Here is a 17235-nt window from a genome sequence, read left to right on the forward strand (position 1 = left end):
ATGCGCAAGGCTTCGTTGCAGGGGCCGAGCAGCCTTACTTGATTGGGGCGGCTTTAACGTTGTACTACAGCGCCTGACTCATGCGTTTGCCCCATAAAAATGGTTCAGCGCTGTCAATTCAATCACTGCGACGAAAACGCATAGCACAATAAATCCCGGGCTGAAGACGCGCTTGCGATTGGATGAGCCCCCGTCGCCCAGCGAGCTAAGATCTGAGCCATCGGAAATTATCATGAAGAGTGCCAGCAGAGCATAGATCCATGCCTTGCCCCAGAAGCTCTGATTTCGCCATTGGGTCATTCTTGGTTTTCCGCATACCGCTTCAAATGGGCTAAAGGGGGCGCTTGGCCCGGCATGTTTTGTGATGGCGGCAAGGTTAGCACGCAAGGTTGAAGGCGACGCAGGCATGGCAAATGCATTATTAATGCATGGATTATGCAAATTAGCATTTGCCAACCTCGAAAACTCCCTTCACTATCCCCGCTATGCAAAAACGCAACGTTTCTATCGTCTTGAGAGAGCTGCTGGACCGCGACCGGATCTCCCCTACGGAGCTTCACCGGCGTACTGGCGTGCCTCAATCCACGTTGTCCCGGATCCTCAGCGGCAAGATCGTTGATCCGTCGGATAAACACATCTCGCGCATCGCCGAGTACTTCCGCGTCAGCACCGACCAACTGCGCGGGCGCGCAGCAGTGGGGGCTTTGCGCGATGACGGGCGCGACCCGATGCATTCGGAACTCAAGGATATAAGCCTGTGGGACGACGACACCCCAGTTAATGATGACGAGGTGTCGATCCCCTTTCTGCGCGAGGTTGAATTGGCTGCTGGATCAGGAAGATTCGTCATCGAGGAAAGCGAGAAGGCCAGCCTGCGTTTTGGAAAGCGCAGCCTGCGGCATAACGGTGTGCAGTTCGACCAGGCCAAGTGTGTGACGGTGCGCGGCAACAGTATGTTGCCGGTACTGCGCGACGGCGCGACGGTCGGCGTGAATGCTGGCAAAAGTGGCATCGGCGACATCGTCGATGGCGACTTGTATGCCATCAATCACAACGGCCAGTTGCGGGTGAAACAGCTCTATCGCCTGCCTTCCGGGATTCGCCTGCGTAGTTTCAATCGCGATGAACACCCGGATGAGGACTACAGCTTCCAGGATATTCAGGATGAGCAGATCAGCATCCTTGGCCATGTGTTCTGGTGGGGGATGTACGCCCGTTAACCTTCTTGTGTAAGAGAAAGCCCGCCATCGAGCGGGCTTTTTTTCGTCTATAGAAAATCGTCAAACCCTTTACCCGTAAGGTCGGAAATGCATCCATGCATGAGTATGTCGAAAATAAATGCATTTGTGCATTGACTGTATATGCATACATGCATACTCTTCATCTCAAGCCAGCCAACAAGGCCTGGTGGAGGCGGCAAGGATGCTGCCAAGGAAGACAAGGAAGGCACGCAACATCGGCAAGGACGCCATCAGAGCGATGGCAGGGATGTCAGGCAACACCGGCAAGGATGCCGACGCTCTTTAGTTTCACAGCTTTGCAAGAACAGGCAGCGATGAACCGGCCTTAACGGTTCAGAGGGTTGGCAACTGACCCGGGTGTGCAGCGTAAAGCACCAGAAGCAGTTATCCGGCAGACAGGGATCGTGGTCGGAAAAACATTGAGGAAAGATCCGTACCGCGCCAGTAGCGCCGAAAGATCGAAGCTGGACCGCATTACTGAAAAGCCCGGGCAACCGGGCTTTTTGGAATGCCTACCTATAAATGGATTTACCCGAAAGCCGGCCCTTCGCCGGCATTGCTCAGCCAGGAGGCGTGACATGACAAACGAGCAGCAAGCGTTAGCGGAAATGCCTATCTGGCTGGTGATCGCACTGGCCCTGATCGGCGGCGTATCCGGCGAAATGTGGCGCGCCGACAAGGAGGGCGCCCGCGGTTGGTCGCTGGTCCGGCGCCTGGCCCTGCGGTCCGGGGCGTGCATGGTCTGCGGGGTTTCGGCATTGATGCTGTGCTACGCCGCCGGCATGTCAATCTGGACCGCCGGCGCCATTGGTTGCCTGACGGCCATGGCCGGCGCAGATGTCGCCATCGGCCTTTATGAACGCTGGGCGGCCAAGCGCATCGGGGTCAACGAAGCGCCGACGTCCCGACCGGATCAGCAGTAACTGCTGCAAGGACGCAACTGATGACACATATCGAAAAACCATCCCAACTGCCTGTAGCGATTGAGGACGCGCTGAAGCGTGCCTTCCCACAATTACAGGTAGGCAACCACCAGGACTTTGCCGGCGCCGGGGATCACACCGGCGTGCTGATCAGCATGGAGCGTAACGGTCCCGGGGTTCGTTCACCTGAAGGGCGCAAGGCGCATGTTTTGTCGGTTTCACTCAAGGCTACGGTCGCCAGCGGCGCGGCACCCTTTGACGCGTGCGACCTGGCCAGCCAATTGATGGACCTGGCCCTGGATAACCGCTGGGGCCTGCCGCCGGATCAGTGCGATTTACCCACGTCCATCGTTGCGGCGCCTTCCGGATTTTACAGCGCTGAAACGGACTACGACACCTGGACCGTTTCCTTCACCCAAACCCTCTATCTCGGCCCGTCGTTGCTCCAAGATCCCACAGGTACGCCGCTGTTTGCCCGCACCTGGGAAGTCTCGGACATCGACGATCCGGATCAATATCGGCCCCTGCAGGAGTAGTCCATGTTCGACGCATTGTTACGCATGCAACTGGGGCCGATTGTCGAGCGCCTGGCGGAAATGGAAGCCCAGCTCGAAGACTTGTATCGACGCGCGGAAAGTTTCTGCCGCATTGGCGTGTGCCAGGAGGTCGACGCTGCCAGCAATACCTGCAAGGTCAGCCATGGTGAGTTGCTTACCCCGGCGATTCGATTCTTCAACCCCAGTGCGGGTGCGCAGACCGAAACCCGAATTCCATCGGTGGGCGAACAATGCCTGCTGCTCAACTACGGTGGTGGGGAAGGGGGCGCGCAGTCTGTGGCGTTGTTCGGGCTGAACAGTAGTCTGTTTCCACCCGTGTCCAGCGTGGCCTCGCTGACCCGACGGCGCCATCAGGATGGCACCCAAAGCGACTACGACGACGCCAGCCACACTTTCAACTGGATCAACGGCCCAACCACGTTCAGCGGTTCTCGCGAACAGGTCGACATCAAGGTCGGCGCTGCCAGCCTGACCATGAGTGCCCAGAGCATCACCCTGCAACTCGGCGCCACCGGCCTCTCGCTGGATGCCGCCGGCGTGCATTTGAGCGGCCCGGTGGTGGATCACCAGGGGCGCGTGATCAGCCGCGCATAAGGAGTTGCCATGATCGGAATCGATAGGAACACGGGGGCAGCCGTCGATGACTGGCTGCAATTCGTACAGCGTGCCACCCGAGCGCTGACCACCCCCTTAGGCACTCGTCAGAAGCGCCCGATGTACGGCTCGATGATCCCGCAACTGCTCGGCCAGAACCTCGGCGACGACCTGCTGATCCTTGCTCAAAGCCATGCCGCGCAAGCCTTCTATAACACCCAGAACGGCATTGCCGACTTTCAACCCCAGGTCATCGTCGCCACCCGCCAGGGCGCCGGTTTATTGCTGCGTTTTGCCGGCACCTGGAAAAACCGCCAACAATCCTTCGAGGTCGTGACATGAGCATGCTGATCCCAGGCCAGAACCAACTGGCGGAGCCGGCGATTATCGCGGTCGATGAATTCGAACCGCTGCTGGCGGAATTCAAGGCGTTTGTCGTCGATTACGTCGCCACCCGCGCGCCGCAAAGCGCGGCCAAACTCAAGGTCAGCCTCGACAACGAAAGCGAGCTGCTGACCCTGGCCCTGGAAGCTTTTTGCGTGCGCCTGCAAACCCACGAACGCAAGTACAACGCCCGCATCAAGCAGATGCTGGCGTGGTGGGCCACCGGCAGTAACCTGGATGCACGCCTGGCCGATATGGGCCTGGAGCGCCAAGTGCTCGACCCCGGTGATCCGGCGGCTTTCCCGCCTGTACCGCCGACATTGGAGAGCGATGACGACGCGCGGCTGCGTTATTACCTGGCACCCCATGCGCCGGCGGCGGGTTCGCGTATGCAGTATCGCCGCGAAGTCTTCACCCTTGGCGAGCGGCCGTCGGTCAAGGTGCAAAGCGCCACGCCAGGCGTGGTGACTGTCAGCTACACCTTCGATCCGGACGGCTACGCGGCCCAGGTCAAGGACGGCAACGGTCGACGAACCGCGCCCGGCGAAGTGATGGTGACCGTGCTTTCCAGGGACGGCGACGGAGCACCTTCCGCCAATTTGCTTGACGGTGTTCGCCGACATTTCGCACGGCCGGATGTACGACCAGAGACCGATCTGGTCAGCGTGCAAGCTGCGCAAATCCTGCCTTACAAAATCCGCGTGATCGCGAAGATCAACGCCGGCCCGGACTCCGGGCTCACGCAAGTGGCTGCGCAGAAACTGCTGCAAGACTACGCAGAGTCCTGCCATCGCCTGGAAGGCCGCGTGGACCCAAGTTGGATCGACTATGCGATCCACAGCGCCGGCGCCGCGCAACTGCAGATCCTCGAGCCGCTGGCGCCGATCATCAGCACGGCATTCCAGGCCCCGTATTGCACGGGCGTCGAGGTGGAGGTGCGCACGCTATGAGTGAACCCAAAGCGAGTTTGTTGCCCGCCAACAGCTCACCACTGGAAAAGGCCTTGGATTTGGGGTTTGGGACGTTGCTGGAGCGGGTTGTACCACCTTTTCCTGCCTTGATGAATCCGCTGCAGACGCCCACCGAATTTCTTCCTTACTTGGCCGCCGACCGTGGCGTCAGCGAATGGGATGCAGACGCCAGCGAGACCGAAAAACGTCTCACCGTGGCCTTGTCCTGGCAGATCCAGCGCCAGGCGGGCACACCAAAATCGTTGAACCACGCGGTGGAATCGCTGGGTTTCACCCCCAACATCAGCGCCTGGTATCAGCAGCGGCCATTGGGCGTGCCTTACACCTTTGATGTGCAGGCGATCATCGGGCGCAGTTGGTCCAGTGGTGATCACAATCGGCTGATTCGCCGTATCAATGCGGCTAAGAGTGAGCGGGATCGAGCCACGATCACCGTAGTGCATGAGACGCAAGGTCGACTTGCCTTGACCGCGTTTGTTCACGCCCCGTTCAGCGACAGCGAGTTAAGCCTGCGAGGTGCACTACCTGAATTGGCATTGGTTGCTCGACTAAACAGTGCAGGCGTTGCCCAGCACTACACCATTAACGACTACGACCTTAGGGCGCAGCCATGACAGATGACATTACGCGCCTGGTGCGCTTCACCTCCAAGGGTTTGGATGAAGTGCTGCAGGCCAAAAACCAGGGTTTGAAAGGCGAAATCACGCACATCGGCGCCGGTACCGGCCGCTACAACCCTGAGGGCACAGAGCTGGCCTTGCGCGATGAGCGCCAGCGGGTCGCCATTGTGGATTACGAAGACCTAGGCGACCGCCAACTCAGGATGGCCGCGCTGTTTGATGGCGAGGCTGAGTATGAAATTGGCGAGTTTGGTTTTTACCTCGCCAGTGGGACTTTGCTGGCGGTGTATTCCGTGGCGGGGAAGTTGCTGACGTATAAAGCGGCGGCAGCTCGGGTACTGCAAAAGTTTACGTTGGATGTTTCGCCGTTGCCGGCGGATAGCGTGACAATTGTGGTAGGGAGTGAAAATCTTAATGTGTTGTTGGTCGATGAGTTGGCGGCTCTCTCTGCCGCGAGTGTCGACAATATGGCCAGAGGGGTCGGGCTCTTATTTCGAGTAATGGTACTTGAGCGTAAGGGTAGTACTTTTTAGCAGTGAATTTTTTGTAGTGGTTAATTAAGTTTTTCTGAGTGATCAAAACAGATAAGGAGATCGTATTTTGAGTACAGAACAGCAGCTGGCTGCCGTCGTCAGTGCGGCGAATAGTCTTACCAATGTAATCACTGGAAAGGTCGGTGAGATTGATAAGGCGATTGCGGATGCTCGGCGCGCCTACGATGCACAGCTTTTAGATTTGAAAAGCCGTTTGCCCAGGCTTGCGGTGACTAAAAATTTCAATTTGTACCCCAGCGCCGATGGAAAGTTGATCGATAACTGGGGGATTCATGGCGAGGTGGCATGTAACAAGCTTCGTTCAATCACCACTGCCTCTCAAGCTACAGGTCGTCCGCAGGCAGATGTGGATTTTCTGCTGCAGGTCCAGGCAGACGTGCGCGAACAATTCCCCGGCTTCAATATCAGAGCCAGTGAGTACTTTCGAACTATTGTAAACGTGTGGCAATTGAAGTGGGCAACCGCCGACGCTGCTCCTTGGCTCGCTTTCCCTTATACGGTTGATACGGCGCTTGCTAATGGAACGGGCGCGGTTCCACTCAACTCCTATATTACATTGGGCGCTTTCGTCCGTGTCTTGGAGGGTTCAATTACTGGCGCTTGGAGTGTCGGTGCAGAAAAAGGCAAGTGGCGCTGGTGCTCGACGGTGGTTGCGCCCAGTGAACTGTTTGGCGCCTATTACCACCTTCATCCAATGCGGACTTCTGCTTCCGGCATTGTCGAAGTGATGTTGGCAGGCGCGTGCACAGGTGTTGTTACCAGTCCAGGCGACTGGGGAACTATGTTGGCGTTGAGCTAAGGAGAGACTATGAAACCAATTTTTGTGCCTGCCGAACTTCACCCACTCATTAAGTGGCAAGTCATTCGTAGTGCTCGTGATCAGGATTTGTCTGCCAGTGATTATGCGGCGATGCCCGACTATCCAATGTTGGATAAAAATAAAGCTGTGTTCTTGGCGTACCGTCAGGGCCTGCGAGATATTCCAGATCAAGGGAGCGATCCTGATGCCGTTGTATGGCCTCCTAAACCGGAGTTCCTAAAGTAACCCTCCGCGAAAGCGGTTTTTTTTCGCCTCCCCAAAGCCCCTCCCGCAGGGGCTTTGGCGTTTTCCACTCGGAGAATTCCACTCATGCCCACCCGCCAAACCTACACCGTCCTCATCCCATTCCCCACCGGAGGTGGCCATTGGTCCACCGTCGGTGAGGAACTGGAACTGCTGGACGTCGAAGCATCCGCTCTGCGCACCGCTGGTCGCCTGGAACTGACCAGCGTCCTCAACGCCACCCCGGCCAAAAAGGCCACCACCAAGAAGGCTGACTAACCATGGCTGAGGTTCTGAACTTCGAGCACAACGGCATCACTGTGAATGCCACCGAATCCCCCGAGGCCATGGGTGGCCTCGGCGACAACGTGATCGGCCTGGTCGGCACCGCGCCGAATGCCCATGCGTCGATCCCGAAAAACGCGCCGTTCCGTATCAACAGTTTCACCACCCAGGCGCTGCTGGACCCTACTGGTGCGGAGACTGGCACGCTGTTCCACGCGGTCTACCAGATCCTCAAAGTGGTCAAGGTTCCGGTCTATGTGGTGATCGTGGAGGAGGGCGCCACCCTGGCGGACACCCTCAACAATGTAATCGGCGGCAACGAGCCGGTCACCGGTCGCAAGCTGGGCCTGGCCGCACTGGCCAGCGTGCCGGAAGACCTGACCATCATCGGCGCCCCAGGCTTCACCGGTACCAAGGCGGTGGCCGGTGAGTTCGCTGCCTTCGGCAAGCGTATCAAGGCCCGTGTGGTGCTGGATGGCAAGGACGCTGCGGTGGCCGATCAGGTGACCTACAGCGGTGAACTGGGCGGTGCTGACCTCGGTTTCGACCGTTGCCTGCTGGTGCACAACATGCCGTCGGTGTACTCCAAGGCGGCGAAGAAAAACGTGTTCCTCGCGCCATCGTCCCTGGCGATCGCTGCGCTGGCCAAGGTCAAGCAGTGGGAAAGCCCAGGTAATCAGGTGACGTTCGCCGAGGACGTTTCCCGCGTGGTCGAGTACAACATCCTCGACACCTCCACCGAAGGCGACCTGCTCAACCGTTACGGCGTGAGCTACTACGCCCGCACCATCCTCGGCGGTTTTTCGCTGCTGGGTAACCGCTCCATCACCGGCAAGTTCATCAGCTACGTCGGCCTGGAAGACGCCATCAGCCGCAAGCTGGTCAAGGCGGGTCAAAAGGCCATGGCCAAGAACCTCACCAAGTCCTTCATGGACCAGGAGGTCAAGCGCATCAACGACTGGCTGCAAACCCTGGTCGCCGACGAAACCATTCCCGGCGGCAGCGTGTACCTGCACCCGGAACTCAACAGTGTCGAGAAGTACAAGAACGGCACCTGGTTCATCGTCATCGATTACGGCCGCTATGCGCCGAACGAACACATGATTTATCAACTCAACGCCCGCGATGAAATCATCGAGCAGTTCTTGGAGGACGTTCTCTAATGTTTACCAACCGAGTCAGACAGGCCATTGCGGCCACCCTTCAAGGCCTGCCGTTGTCCGCGACGGTCAACTCGTTCACACCGCCGAAGATCGATTTCGACATGGAGTCGATGACCGGCGGACGCTTTATCGGCGAAGAAATGGCCAAGAGCGCCAAGGTGCTGAATGCCACTTTGGAACTGCAAGGCGCGGGTCCGGAAATCATGCTAGCCCTGGGCGTAACCTTGGGCGAGGACATCCTGCTGAACGTGCGTGAAGCCGGCCAGGACCAGGACGGCAGGACGTATTTCACCTACCACACCGTCGGCGGCAAGCTGAAGTCCCTGGGCGAGGCCGCGCTGAAGATGGGCGAGAAACCCACCACCACCCTGGAGCTGTCCTGCCGCACCTACAACCGCTTGGAAAACGGCATTCCGGTGATCGACATCGACGTGCGCACTCAGAAATTCGTGCTCAACGGTGTCGACATTCTCGGCGATGCGCGCCGCGCCGTGCTGATGCCGTAACCCCCGGGGGGCGGGCGTGCTCGCCCCCATACTTAACCAAGGAATTGCTCCATGGCCTGGATGCCTCCGCTGCATAGCCTGCTGTCCCCGATCACCGCCGACACAGGCGCGCCGATCCAGCAGGTTCAACTCAAACCGCTGTACTACGCCGCGCAAAAAGAAGCGCTGGCCCGGGCCGGTGACGACGAGGACGACCAGTTCTTCGAACTGGCGAAACTCGCCACCGGCCTGTCGGAAAAAGAGCTCGACCAACTCAAGCGCCCGGACTACGTCAGCATCGCCCAATACGTACACGAGATGTCGACGCGTCCTGCGTCGTTTTTTCTGGATGAGCAAGCGACGGCAACCCACGATCAGCCCGTCCAATTGTTGCTGCCTCTCGACGCGGCCGGTCGGACGCTCACTGAACTGCCCTTGGAAATGCCCGCTCTGCGTGCCACCAAGGTAATGAAAAAACTCGTCACCAACAAAGAGCGCGCCGAGTTCATTACCGCCCATTGCACCGGCTTGATGATCCCCGACCTCGCCAACCTGACCGTGCCCGACTGGACCGAACTGCAAGGGCACATCGACGATTTTTTAAACAAACCGGCGGACTTCTTTCGGAGCGCGACATCGAAGTAATCCTCGATGTGGTGCCGCTGATTTATTCGGTCAATGAGGCTGAGATCCTTGACTGGGACGCCGGCAAAGCATTGCGCCGCTACGACATCGCGATCACTCGCCTTGGCGTTAAACAGGAGTAAGCGGGATGCAAGAGACTCAATATCAGACCAGGCTCGCCCAGGAAGACAAGCGCTGGATGATCGGCGATGTGGAGCTTGGTAGTGTGCTCGCGCCGTTTTCCGCAAGCCTTGCCACTCCTCTGAGTCTGGAGGCGGCGCCGCAGCCGCAGTCCGAACTCAGCTCGGCGCTGATCACCGTCAGTGTGGATATCAACGCCTTGACCCTGGAGCAAGTGCGGCTGCGTGAAACACTGGAAACGCTCAACAGCACATTGTTCATTACGAGCGCAGCACTGGCGGGCACGGCTGGCGGCTCCACCGGCAGTGAAGCGAAAAACACGCCGAAAGAAAAAGCGTCTGCCGACGAATCCTCGATCACACAGTTGCTCAAGTGGTCGGGTGAAGGCCTGGCGGAGTCGGCCAGGACCAAGGTTTCAGACAAAACACTTGAGGTGACGCTTGGTAAAATTCCCGGCGTTGGCGCGTTGTTCAAGGGCGCCAGCAAGGGGAGCGACGGTTGCTGCCCAGGCGTCAGCGAGGCGCTACGTGGGCGCGAGCGCTTCGGACCAAAGTACACGAGCGGGCGCAAAAATTCGGGTAGACCAAGATTGGCGAGGTTGAGGAACACCTCTACCTCCAGTAAAGCGACCAGTGGGTTTAACGCGACGGTGCGCAACCTGTTCGAGAAGGTGAGCAAGGTATTGGAAGCCCCACGATTAGGCTTTCATGGCGGCGCAACAACTCAGCGTGTCTCCCCAAGTTCGCCGGACACTCGGCTGGGGAGCAGTGCCGTGCGCAATCTGGCGCCAGGCAGGGGCGTCGGGTTAATTGACGCATTGGAACGAGGCTTGATTCCGATGCCCGGCCAAGTGGGTGCGAATACTCCCCAACCTTTATCGTCCAGCCCTTTGAGTCATTCCACTGGAGATGTTGTCCGCGTACCAATGCCGACAACCTCCCGCCTGGCTGACACGATGAACCGGCTGGAGTCGGTCGGCGCCCGCCGTCTCGGTCCGCTGCGGTACGTTGACGCTGCAGTCAATGTGGTTCAAGGCGTGCGCAATGGTGACGTAAAAGCCGTCGGCTCAGGCCTCAGCACCGCCGGTGGTGCCTGGGCCGGTGCCTCCGCAGGCGCCGCTATCGGCACTCTGGTTTTCCCCGGCGTTGGCACCGCTGTCGGTGGCGCAATTGGCGGTTTGCTGGGCAGTGAGGCGGGCGCCTGGCTGGGCGACAAATTGTTCAGTTCAAGTGATCGCCTGCCTGCACCCAATGCGGTGAGCAAGGAACTCAACGCGGCGCGCACGGATAACGTGCAAGTCACCCTCGCCCCGAGTATCCAGATCACCGGTGTAAACCCCGCCGATGCCCAGCAGGTCGTCAACCAGGTGATCCAGGCGCTGCAGTTCCAATGCATGCCGATGCTCACCGACAGCCTGGGCATCCGACGCAACGCGGCACTGGCCGATCCTCCAGGAGGTGACTGATGCGACAACAAATGGTGCTCGGCGACTTTATCTTTGGCTTGTCCCGAGGATTTGCCTATTCCTCGTTGATCCGTGCCAGCGACGGCGGCTGGAGTGACCTGGCGATTATTGCCAGCAAGTCGCAGTCGCGGCAGAGCGGGCAGAAGCTGGAAAAACTCACATTCAGCGGCACGGCCATGTACGGCGTAGGCATGCAGCGCTTGGACGAGTTGCGCGCGCTGCAAAACACGCGTGCGCCGTTGCCTTTGGTTGACGGCATCGGCCGTAACTGGGGCTTGTGGCGGATTAATTCGGTGGTGGAAACCCAGAGCAATGTGATCGATGACGGCACCGCTATGGTCATGGCCTGGACGCTGGAGTTAGAGGAATTCGTCAATGCGTAGAGTGCGAAGTATCGCCGGTGATTCGGTCAATCTGTTGCTTTATCGGGAGTTGGGCCGTTGCGATGACGCAGCGGAAGAAACCCTCTGGCGCCTGAACCCCGAGCTTGCCGAATATGGCCCGGTGCTACCGGCCGGCGTGTGGGTGATCGTGCCGGAATTGCACGCTCGGTCAGGTGCTGTGCGACCCGTTTTGGCCTGGGATTAAGGAGGCTGCATGGCACAGGGATTTACGCCTATCGTCGAGTTTTATGGCGCCAACGCGGCGCTGCTCAATCAACGCCTGATGCGCTGGAGCCACACTGACGCTGCGGGCATTGAGAGTGACCGGCTGGAGCTGACCCTCAATATCGAGGGGCTGGACGGCCTGCCCACTCTGAACGGCAAGATCGGCTTGCGTGTCGGTTACCTGGAATCGGGGTTGGTGGAGAAGGGCGAGTTTGTCGTCACCCAACGGACCCCGGTGCTGTTTCCCATGCGCTTGATGATCGTAGCCACCGCAGCGCCCTTCAGCGTGGTCGATGCAACGGGTTACCGCCAGCGTCGATCCGCCAGTTACGGTCCGACCACCCTGGGCGCGCTGTTTCGCCGACTGGTCAGTCGTCACGGCTATTCACCGCGAGTGGCGCCAGCGCTGGAGGGGATTGCGATCGCGCACATCGACCAGTCCAACGAAAGCGACATGGCGTTCATTTCGCGCCTTGCCCGACTCTATAGTGCGGTGACCAAACCGTTTAACGAACTCTATGTGTTGGCCGAAGCCGGCCGAGTCAAGTCGCTCTCCGGCCAGCTACTGCCGGAAGTGAAGCTGTCCGTGACGGATGATAACCGCCCCGGTGAACAGAGCTTCATTACCGCCAAACTCGACGAAAAATCCCGCTCGAAATACGAAGGCTGCCGCGCCAGTTGGTGGGATGCCTCAGCCGGCAAGCAGCGCGTAGTCCAGGTGGGGAACGCCCCGTTCAAAACCTTACGCCAACGCTACCAGAACGAAGCCGAAGCCCGCGCCGTTGCCGAAGGCGAACTACGCCGTGTGGGGCGTGAAAATTTAAAGTTGCTGATCGATTGCCCGGGCAATCCATTGTTGGCCGCGGAAGGGCTGTTAGTGCTGGATGAGAGCTGGCCGTCCTATATGCAGGGGCGATGGTCGATAAGGCAGGTGGTTCATGTCGGCGATCCGGCGACGGGATACCGCAGTTCGATTACGGCCGGTGGGTTGTCGAGATAGCTACTTTTCGAGAGTAAAACCAATGGTGATAACACTCCCCCAACTGCTTGGCGTTATGCCGGATGCCCGCCTTAGAGCGGGCCTTTTTTTAGCGCCCTTGAATGCGGCTTTCGTTCGTTTCGAGATCAACCGTGCGAAGCGCATCGCCGCCTTCCTCGCCCAGATTGGCCACGAATCCGGCGAACTGCGTTACGTCCGTGAACTGGGCAGCGATCACTACCTGAGCAAATACGACACCGGCAGCCTGGCCGCGCGCCTGGGCAACACCTCTGAAGCGGATGGCGATGGTCAGTTGTACCGGGGCAGGGGGCTGATCCAGATCACCGGTCGGCGCAATTACCTGGCATGCAGCCAGGCGTTGTTTGGTGATGATCGTCTGTTGAGATATCCCATGTTGTTGGAGCAACCACAATGGGCGGCTGAGTCGGCCGCCTGGTTCTGGCAGAGCAATGGCCTGAATGAGCTGGCAGACAAGGATCAGTTCACCGCCATCACACGGCGGATCAACGGCGGGTTGAATGGGCTCGAGGATCGCTTGCGATTGTGGGCGCTGGCGAAGGCGGTGTTATGCGCTTCCTAGGGGCTTGGCGATTGATCGGCGTTTGCCTGTTAGTGGCGGTGACCTGGCAAGTACAGGCTTGGCGATTGGGGGCGCAGTTGGAGCGGCAAGCGGCTGTCCATGCCCAGGCGCTCAGTCAACAAACCCAGGCAGCCCTGCGCCAGCAACAGGTACAGCAGGACAAACGGCTGGCCCTGGAGCAACAGCTCAGTGCCAGCGCCCAACACCATGCTCGGGAGTTAAGCGATGCGCAACATAACCAGGCTGCTCTGCGCGACCGCCTGGCCACTGCTGATGTGCGGTTGTCAGTCCTTCTCGACGCAGCCGAGCCCGCCAGTGGCTGTGCAATGCCAACCGCCGCCACCGCCGTCCGCGTGGTTCATGCAGCCGCGCGAGCCCGACTTGACCCGGCGCATGCTCAACGAATTATCGGCATCACCGATGCCGGCGACCAAGGACTGATCGCCTTGCGCGCTTGCCAGGCTTATGTGCGCGCTGTCACCCGCTAATCTCTTGTTCCCGTCTGTCGCTTGCATGAGCGATTTGCTCCTGTAGGGTAGGCAAACCCCCGCCCACTTCTGGAGACCGTCGTGAAGGAAATCACTCAACTTGCCGCTGAACTGGGTCGCCGCCTGCAGGTGCTCAATGCCCACGTCACCACGGCCGAATCCTGTACCGGTGGCGGTATCGCCGAGGCCATTACGCGGATCCCGGGGAGTTCGGCCTGGTTCGAGGCGGGGTATGTCACCTATTCCAATCGGCAGAAGACCCGGCAGTTGAATGTGCCGGAGACGTTGTTTCCAAAGGTTGGGGCGGTCAGCCAGGAAGTGGTGGAGGCCATGGTGCGCGGCGCCCAGGAGAAAAGCCTGGCGCGCTTTGCCGTGGCGGTCAGCGGTGTGGCGGGGCCGGATGGTGGTTCGGCGGACAAACCGGTGGGCACCGTATGGTTGGCCTTTGGTGTTGGCGAGGAGGTCACGGCCGAGCTTGCGCACTTCCCCGGCAACCGCGATGAGGTCCGCCGACAAACGGTGAAGGCCGCGCTGGAGGGCTTGTTGCGACGAGCTGCAGCAGAAATAGAAAATCAGGGGTAGGCGATCTCTGATCTTTGTGGAACAATACTGTCTACTTATACAGGTGTTGGCCGTCAGGCCTTATTGATTACGTGAGGACTTTAATGGACGACAACAAGAAGAAAGCCTTGGCTGCGGCCCTGGGTCAGATCGAACGTCAATTCGGCAAGGGTGCCGTAATGCGTATGGGCGATCACGACCGTCAGGCGATCCCGGCTATTTCCACTGGCTCTCTGGGTCTGGACATCGCGCTCGGCATTGGCGGCCTGCCAAAAGGCCGTATCGTTGAAATCTACGGCCCTGAATCTTCCGGTAAAACTACCCTGACCCTGTCGGTGATTGCCCAAGCGCAAAAAATGGGCGCCACGTGCGCGTTCGTCGACGCCGAGCACGCCCTCGACCCTGAGTACGCCGGCAAGCTGGGCGTCAACGTTGACGACCTGCTGGTGTCCCAGCCGGACACTGGTGAGCAAGCCCTGGAAATCACCGACATGCTGGTGCGCTCCAACGCCATCGACGTGATCGTGGTCGACTCCGTGGCAGCTCTGGTACCCAAGGCAGAAATCGAAGGCGAAATGGGCGACATGCACGTGGGCCTGCAAGCCCGCCTGATGTCCCAGGCGCTGCGTAAAATCACCGGTAACATCAAGAACGCCAACTGCCTGGTGATCTTCATCAACCAGATCCGTATGAAGATCGGCGTGATGTTCGGCAGCCCGGAAACCACCACCGGTGGTAACGCGCTGAAGTTCTACGCGTCGGTCCGTCTGGACATCCGCCGTACTGGCGCGGTGAAAGAGGGTGATGAGGTTGTGGGTAGCGAAACCCGCGTCAAGGTCGTGAAGAACAAAGTGGCTCCGCCTTTCCGCCAGGCTGAATTCCAGATTCTCTACGGCAAGGGTATCTACCTGAACGGCGAGATGATCGATCTGGGCGTGCTGCACGGCTTCGTCGAGAAGTCCGGTGCCTGGTATGCCTATAACGGCAGCAAGATCGGTCAGGGCAAGGCCAACTCGGCCAAGTTCCTGGCGGACAACCCGGATATCGCTGCCACGCTTGAGAAGCAGATTCGCGACAAACTGCTGACCCCAGCACCAGACGTGAAAGCTGCCGCCAACCGCGAGCCGGTTGAAGAAGTAGAAGAAGCCGACACTGACATCTGAAGCAAACGATGACTGTTGTACTGGATACACTTGTCGCCGTTCGGCGCACCGCAATGGACCTGCTCGCTCGCCGCGAGCACGGTCGAGTCGAGCTGACGCGTAAACTGCGTCAGCGCGGCGCGGAACCCGAGATGATCGAAACTGCCCTTGACCGTTTGACGGAAGAGGGGCTGCTTTCGGAAGCCCGTTACCTCGAAAGTTTTGTCTCCTACCGAGCTCGCTCCGGCTACGGCCCCGCGCGGATTCGCGAAGAGCTGAGCCAGCGCGGTTTACAGCGCGCCGATATCGACCTTGCCTTGCGTGAGTGCGGTATCAGTTGGCAGGCGCAACTGGAAGACACCTGGCGTCGCAAATTTTCTGGTCATCTCCCCATCGATGCCAGGGAACGTGCGAAGCAGGGGCGTTTCTTGAGTTATCGCGGTTTTTCGATGGAAATGATCAGCCGCTTACTCAGCGGTCGAGATATGGACGACTGAACACTTTGTTGTGCGGTGAACGGGCTTGTTTGTGGTGAGCGGGCTTGCACCGCGTTGGGCTGCGAAGCAGCCCCAATGGCCTCACCTTCGATCTACACCTGAAACACCAAACCTGAAGCCCCCAAAAAAGGCCCGCTATGAAAATAGCGGGCCTTTTTTCGTTTCTGGATTCTGCGTTTCTGGATTTCACGCCGGCTGCGGCGCTACCCGCTGTTGCGTCTTCCCCTGGGCCTGCGCCCAGTTCTCCGGCAAGTTGATGTAATCCACCAGCTCCCGCAGCCGGCCCTGGTCGCGGCCATTGAAGTTGAACACCAACCGCGTCAAATGGCTGAACTTCGGCTCATCATGCTCCTCGCCCGTATAGGCAAGCTGCTGGAATTCTCCACTCAACCGCAGGCTGGCAAATTCACTCTGCAAATGAGCCAGCGCTCGATCACTGAGCGGGTGATTCATGCGCACCACAAACTCACGTTTCAACCAGCGCGTGGAATGGAAGTTGGCATAAAACCTATTGATCTCTTCCACTGCCTCTTCAGCGCTGTACACCAGGCGTACCAGCTTGAGGTCAGTGGGCAGGATGTAGCGATTGGCTTCCAGTTGGCTACGGATAAAGTCCAGGGCCCCCTGCCAGAAACCGCCACCCGGCGCATCCAGCAACACCACCGGCACCAGCGGGCTCTTGCCGGTCTGGATCAGGGTCAATACTTCCAGGGCTTCATCCAGTGTGCCGAAACCACCCGGGCACAGCACCAGCGCATCGGCTTCCTTGACGAAGAACAGCTTGCGGGTAAAGAAGAAGTGGAAGGACAGCAGGTTCTCGGTGCCATCGATGGTTGGGTTGGCATGCTGTTCAAACGGCAGGGTAATGTTGAAGCCCAGGCTGTGTTCCAAGCCAGCCCCTTCGTGGGCCGCCGCCATGATGCCGCCGCCACCACCGGTGATCACCATCAGGTCCGAGCGTGCCAGTGCGGCACCCACCTCGCGGGCCAAGGCGTACAGCGGGCTTTCCACCGGGGTGCGTGCCGAGCCGAACACCGTGACTTTGCGGCGCCCCTTGAACTGTTTGAGTACGCGGAAGGCGTGGTCCAGTTCGCGAATGGCTTGCAAGGTGATCTTGGCGTTCCAGCGGTTGCGGTCGTCCTGGGCCATCCGTAGCACGGTCAGAATCATGTCGCGATACAGGGGGATATTCGGGCTGTTGGGGGCGATCTGCTGGAGTTGAGCTTCGACCTGCTGCGTAAGGTCAGCGCCGTTTTCTTCAAAATGCCGGATCAGGCTGTCATTCGGTTCGTAAGGCATTCAACTTCTCC

Annotated in this window: 25 protein-coding genes; 23 read left to right on the forward strand and 2 right to left on the reverse strand. The window is 59.1% G+C overall.

Going from position 1 to position 17235, the window contains the following annotated elements:
- Positions 1 to 78: 78 nt before the first annotated feature.
- Positions 79 to 300, reverse strand: a complete 222-nt coding sequence (locus FBY10_RS02865; RefSeq protein WP_145335648.1) for a hypothetical protein — start codon at positions 298 to 300, stop codon at positions 79 to 81.
- A gap of 176 nt (positions 301 to 476) precedes the next feature.
- Here FBY10_RS02865 and FBY10_RS02870 point away from each other — a divergent pair, with 176 nt between their 5' ends.
- The 23 genes from FBY10_RS02870 to recX all read left to right on the forward strand — a co-directional run bounded on the left by FBY10_RS02870 (position 477) and on the right by recX (position 15925).
- A complete protein-coding gene (locus tag FBY10_RS02870; protein ID WP_178116720.1) occupies positions 477 to 1220 on the forward strand; it encodes an XRE family transcriptional regulator in 744 nt (247 codons plus the stop codon).
- Positions 1221 to 1819: 599 nt separating this feature from the next.
- Positions 1820 to 2164, forward strand: coding sequence for a phage holin family protein (locus FBY10_RS02875; RefSeq protein ID WP_131697366.1), 345 nt, complete (start codon positions 1820 to 1822; stop codon positions 2162 to 2164).
- A 20-nt stretch (positions 2165 to 2184) separates the two neighbouring features.
- Positions 2185 to 2700 carry a hypothetical protein gene (locus tag FBY10_RS02880; RefSeq protein ID WP_145335120.1) on the forward strand — a complete coding sequence of 172 codons (516 nt, stop codon included), beginning with the start codon at positions 2185 to 2187 and terminating at the stop codon, positions 2698 to 2700.
- 3 nt (positions 2701 to 2703) lie between these two features.
- On the forward strand, positions 2704 to 3315 hold the full coding sequence (locus FBY10_RS02885; protein ID WP_145335118.1) for a phage baseplate assembly protein V: 612 nt from the start codon (positions 2704 to 2706) through the stop codon (positions 3313 to 3315).
- A 9-nt stretch (positions 3316 to 3324) separates the two neighbouring features.
- Positions 3325 to 3657, forward strand: a complete 333-nt coding sequence (locus FBY10_RS02890; protein ID WP_099601229.1) for a phage baseplate protein — start codon at positions 3325 to 3327, stop codon at positions 3655 to 3657.
- Positions 3654 to 4649, forward strand: a complete 996-nt coding sequence (locus FBY10_RS02895) for a baseplate J/gp47 family protein (protein ID WP_145335116.1) — start codon at positions 3654 to 3656, stop codon at positions 4647 to 4649. Before FBY10_RS02890 ends, FBY10_RS02895 begins: the two co-directional genes overlap by 4 nt.
- The gene (locus FBY10_RS02900; RefSeq protein ID WP_131697361.1) at positions 4646 to 5284 is read left to right on the forward strand and encodes a phage tail protein I; all 639 of its coding nucleotides are present in this window, start codon (positions 4646 to 4648) and stop codon (positions 5282 to 5284) included. The genes FBY10_RS02895 and FBY10_RS02900 overlap by 4 nt, the downstream gene beginning before the upstream one ends.
- Positions 5281 to 5823: a hypothetical protein gene (locus tag FBY10_RS02905; RefSeq protein ID WP_131697360.1), complete on the forward strand. Its 543-nt coding sequence runs from the start codon at positions 5281 to 5283 to the stop codon at positions 5821 to 5823. The genes FBY10_RS02900 and FBY10_RS02905 overlap by 4 nt, the downstream gene beginning before the upstream one ends.
- A 67-nt stretch (positions 5824 to 5890) precedes the next feature.
- Positions 5891 to 6643 (forward strand): hypothetical protein, encoded by a 753-nt coding sequence (locus FBY10_RS02910; protein ID WP_145335114.1) that lies wholly within the window; start codon positions 5891 to 5893, stop codon positions 6641 to 6643.
- A gap of 9 nt (positions 6644 to 6652) precedes the next feature.
- Positions 6653 to 6889: a tail fiber assembly protein gene (locus FBY10_RS02915; protein ID WP_131697358.1), complete on the forward strand. Its 237-nt coding sequence runs from the start codon at positions 6653 to 6655 to the stop codon at positions 6887 to 6889.
- 84 nt (positions 6890 to 6973) lie between these two features.
- Entirely contained in the window at positions 6974 to 7165 is a 192-nt protein-coding gene (locus FBY10_RS02920) for a hypothetical protein (protein WP_131697357.1), read from the forward strand.
- A gap of 2 nt (positions 7166 to 7167) precedes the next feature.
- A complete protein-coding gene (locus FBY10_RS02925; protein WP_145335112.1) occupies positions 7168 to 8334 on the forward strand; it encodes a phage tail protein in 1167 nt (388 codons plus the stop codon).
- Positions 8334 to 8840 carry a phage major tail tube protein gene (locus tag FBY10_RS02930; protein WP_145335110.1) on the forward strand — a complete coding sequence of 169 codons (507 nt, stop codon included), beginning with the start codon at positions 8334 to 8336 and terminating at the stop codon, positions 8838 to 8840. Before FBY10_RS02925 ends, FBY10_RS02930 begins: the two co-directional genes overlap by 1 nt.
- A 51-nt stretch (positions 8841 to 8891) precedes the next feature.
- Entirely contained in the window at positions 8892 to 9464 is a 573-nt protein-coding gene (locus FBY10_RS02935) for a phage tail assembly protein (RefSeq protein ID WP_145335108.1), read from the forward strand.
- A gap of 127 nt (positions 9465 to 9591) precedes the next feature.
- Positions 9592 to 11049, forward strand: coding sequence for a hypothetical protein (locus FBY10_RS02940; protein WP_145335106.1), 1458 nt, complete (start codon positions 9592 to 9594; stop codon positions 11047 to 11049).
- Entirely contained in the window at positions 11049 to 11432 is a 384-nt protein-coding gene (locus tag FBY10_RS02945) for a phage tail protein (RefSeq protein WP_131697353.1), read from the forward strand. The genes FBY10_RS02940 and FBY10_RS02945 overlap by 1 nt, the downstream gene beginning before the upstream one ends.
- Complete coding sequence (locus FBY10_RS02950) at positions 11425 to 11637, forward strand: tail protein X (RefSeq protein WP_145335104.1); 213 nt, start codon at positions 11425 to 11427, stop codon at positions 11635 to 11637. Before FBY10_RS02945 ends, FBY10_RS02950 begins: the two co-directional genes overlap by 8 nt.
- A gap of 9 nt (positions 11638 to 11646) precedes the next feature.
- The gene (locus FBY10_RS02955) at positions 11647 to 12657 is read left to right on the forward strand and encodes a contractile injection system protein, VgrG/Pvc8 family (protein ID WP_145335102.1); all 1011 of its coding nucleotides are present in this window, start codon (positions 11647 to 11649) and stop codon (positions 12655 to 12657) included.
- A gap of 22 nt (positions 12658 to 12679) precedes the next feature.
- Positions 12680 to 13237 carry a glycoside hydrolase family 19 protein gene (locus FBY10_RS02960; RefSeq protein ID WP_131697350.1) on the forward strand — a complete coding sequence of 186 codons (558 nt, stop codon included), beginning with the start codon at positions 12680 to 12682 and terminating at the stop codon, positions 13235 to 13237.
- Positions 13225 to 13725, forward strand: coding sequence for a lysis system i-spanin subunit Rz (locus FBY10_RS02965; RefSeq protein WP_131697349.1), 501 nt, complete (start codon positions 13225 to 13227; stop codon positions 13723 to 13725). Before FBY10_RS02960 ends, FBY10_RS02965 begins: the two co-directional genes overlap by 13 nt.
- A gap of 81 nt (positions 13726 to 13806) precedes the next feature.
- Positions 13807 to 14307 carry a CinA family protein gene (locus tag FBY10_RS02970; RefSeq protein ID WP_131697348.1) on the forward strand — a complete coding sequence of 167 codons (501 nt, stop codon included), beginning with the start codon at positions 13807 to 13809 and terminating at the stop codon, positions 14305 to 14307.
- Positions 14308 to 14390: 83 nt separating this feature from the next.
- Positions 14391 to 15449 (forward strand): recombinase RecA, encoded by a 1059-nt coding sequence (gene recA, locus FBY10_RS02975; RefSeq protein ID WP_048720087.1) that lies wholly within the window; start codon positions 14391 to 14393, stop codon positions 15447 to 15449.
- An 8-nt stretch (positions 15450 to 15457) separates the two neighbouring features.
- Positions 15458 to 15925: a recombination regulator RecX gene (gene recX, locus FBY10_RS02980; protein ID WP_016977936.1), complete on the forward strand. Its 468-nt coding sequence runs from the start codon at positions 15458 to 15460 to the stop codon at positions 15923 to 15925.
- A gap of 186 nt (positions 15926 to 16111) precedes the next feature.
- Here the strand turns inward: recX and FBY10_RS02985 are convergent, their stop codons facing one another.
- Positions 16112 to 17224: a TIGR00730 family Rossman fold protein gene (locus FBY10_RS02985; protein ID WP_145335100.1), complete on the reverse strand. Its 1113-nt coding sequence runs from the start codon at positions 17222 to 17224 to the stop codon at positions 16112 to 16114.
- Positions 17225 to 17235: the final 11 nt, after the last annotated feature.

The sequence above is a fragment of the Pseudomonas sp. SJZ103 genome (assembly GCF_007828335.1).
Lineage (GTDB): Bacteria > Pseudomonadota > Gammaproteobacteria > Pseudomonadales > Pseudomonadaceae > Aquipseudomonas.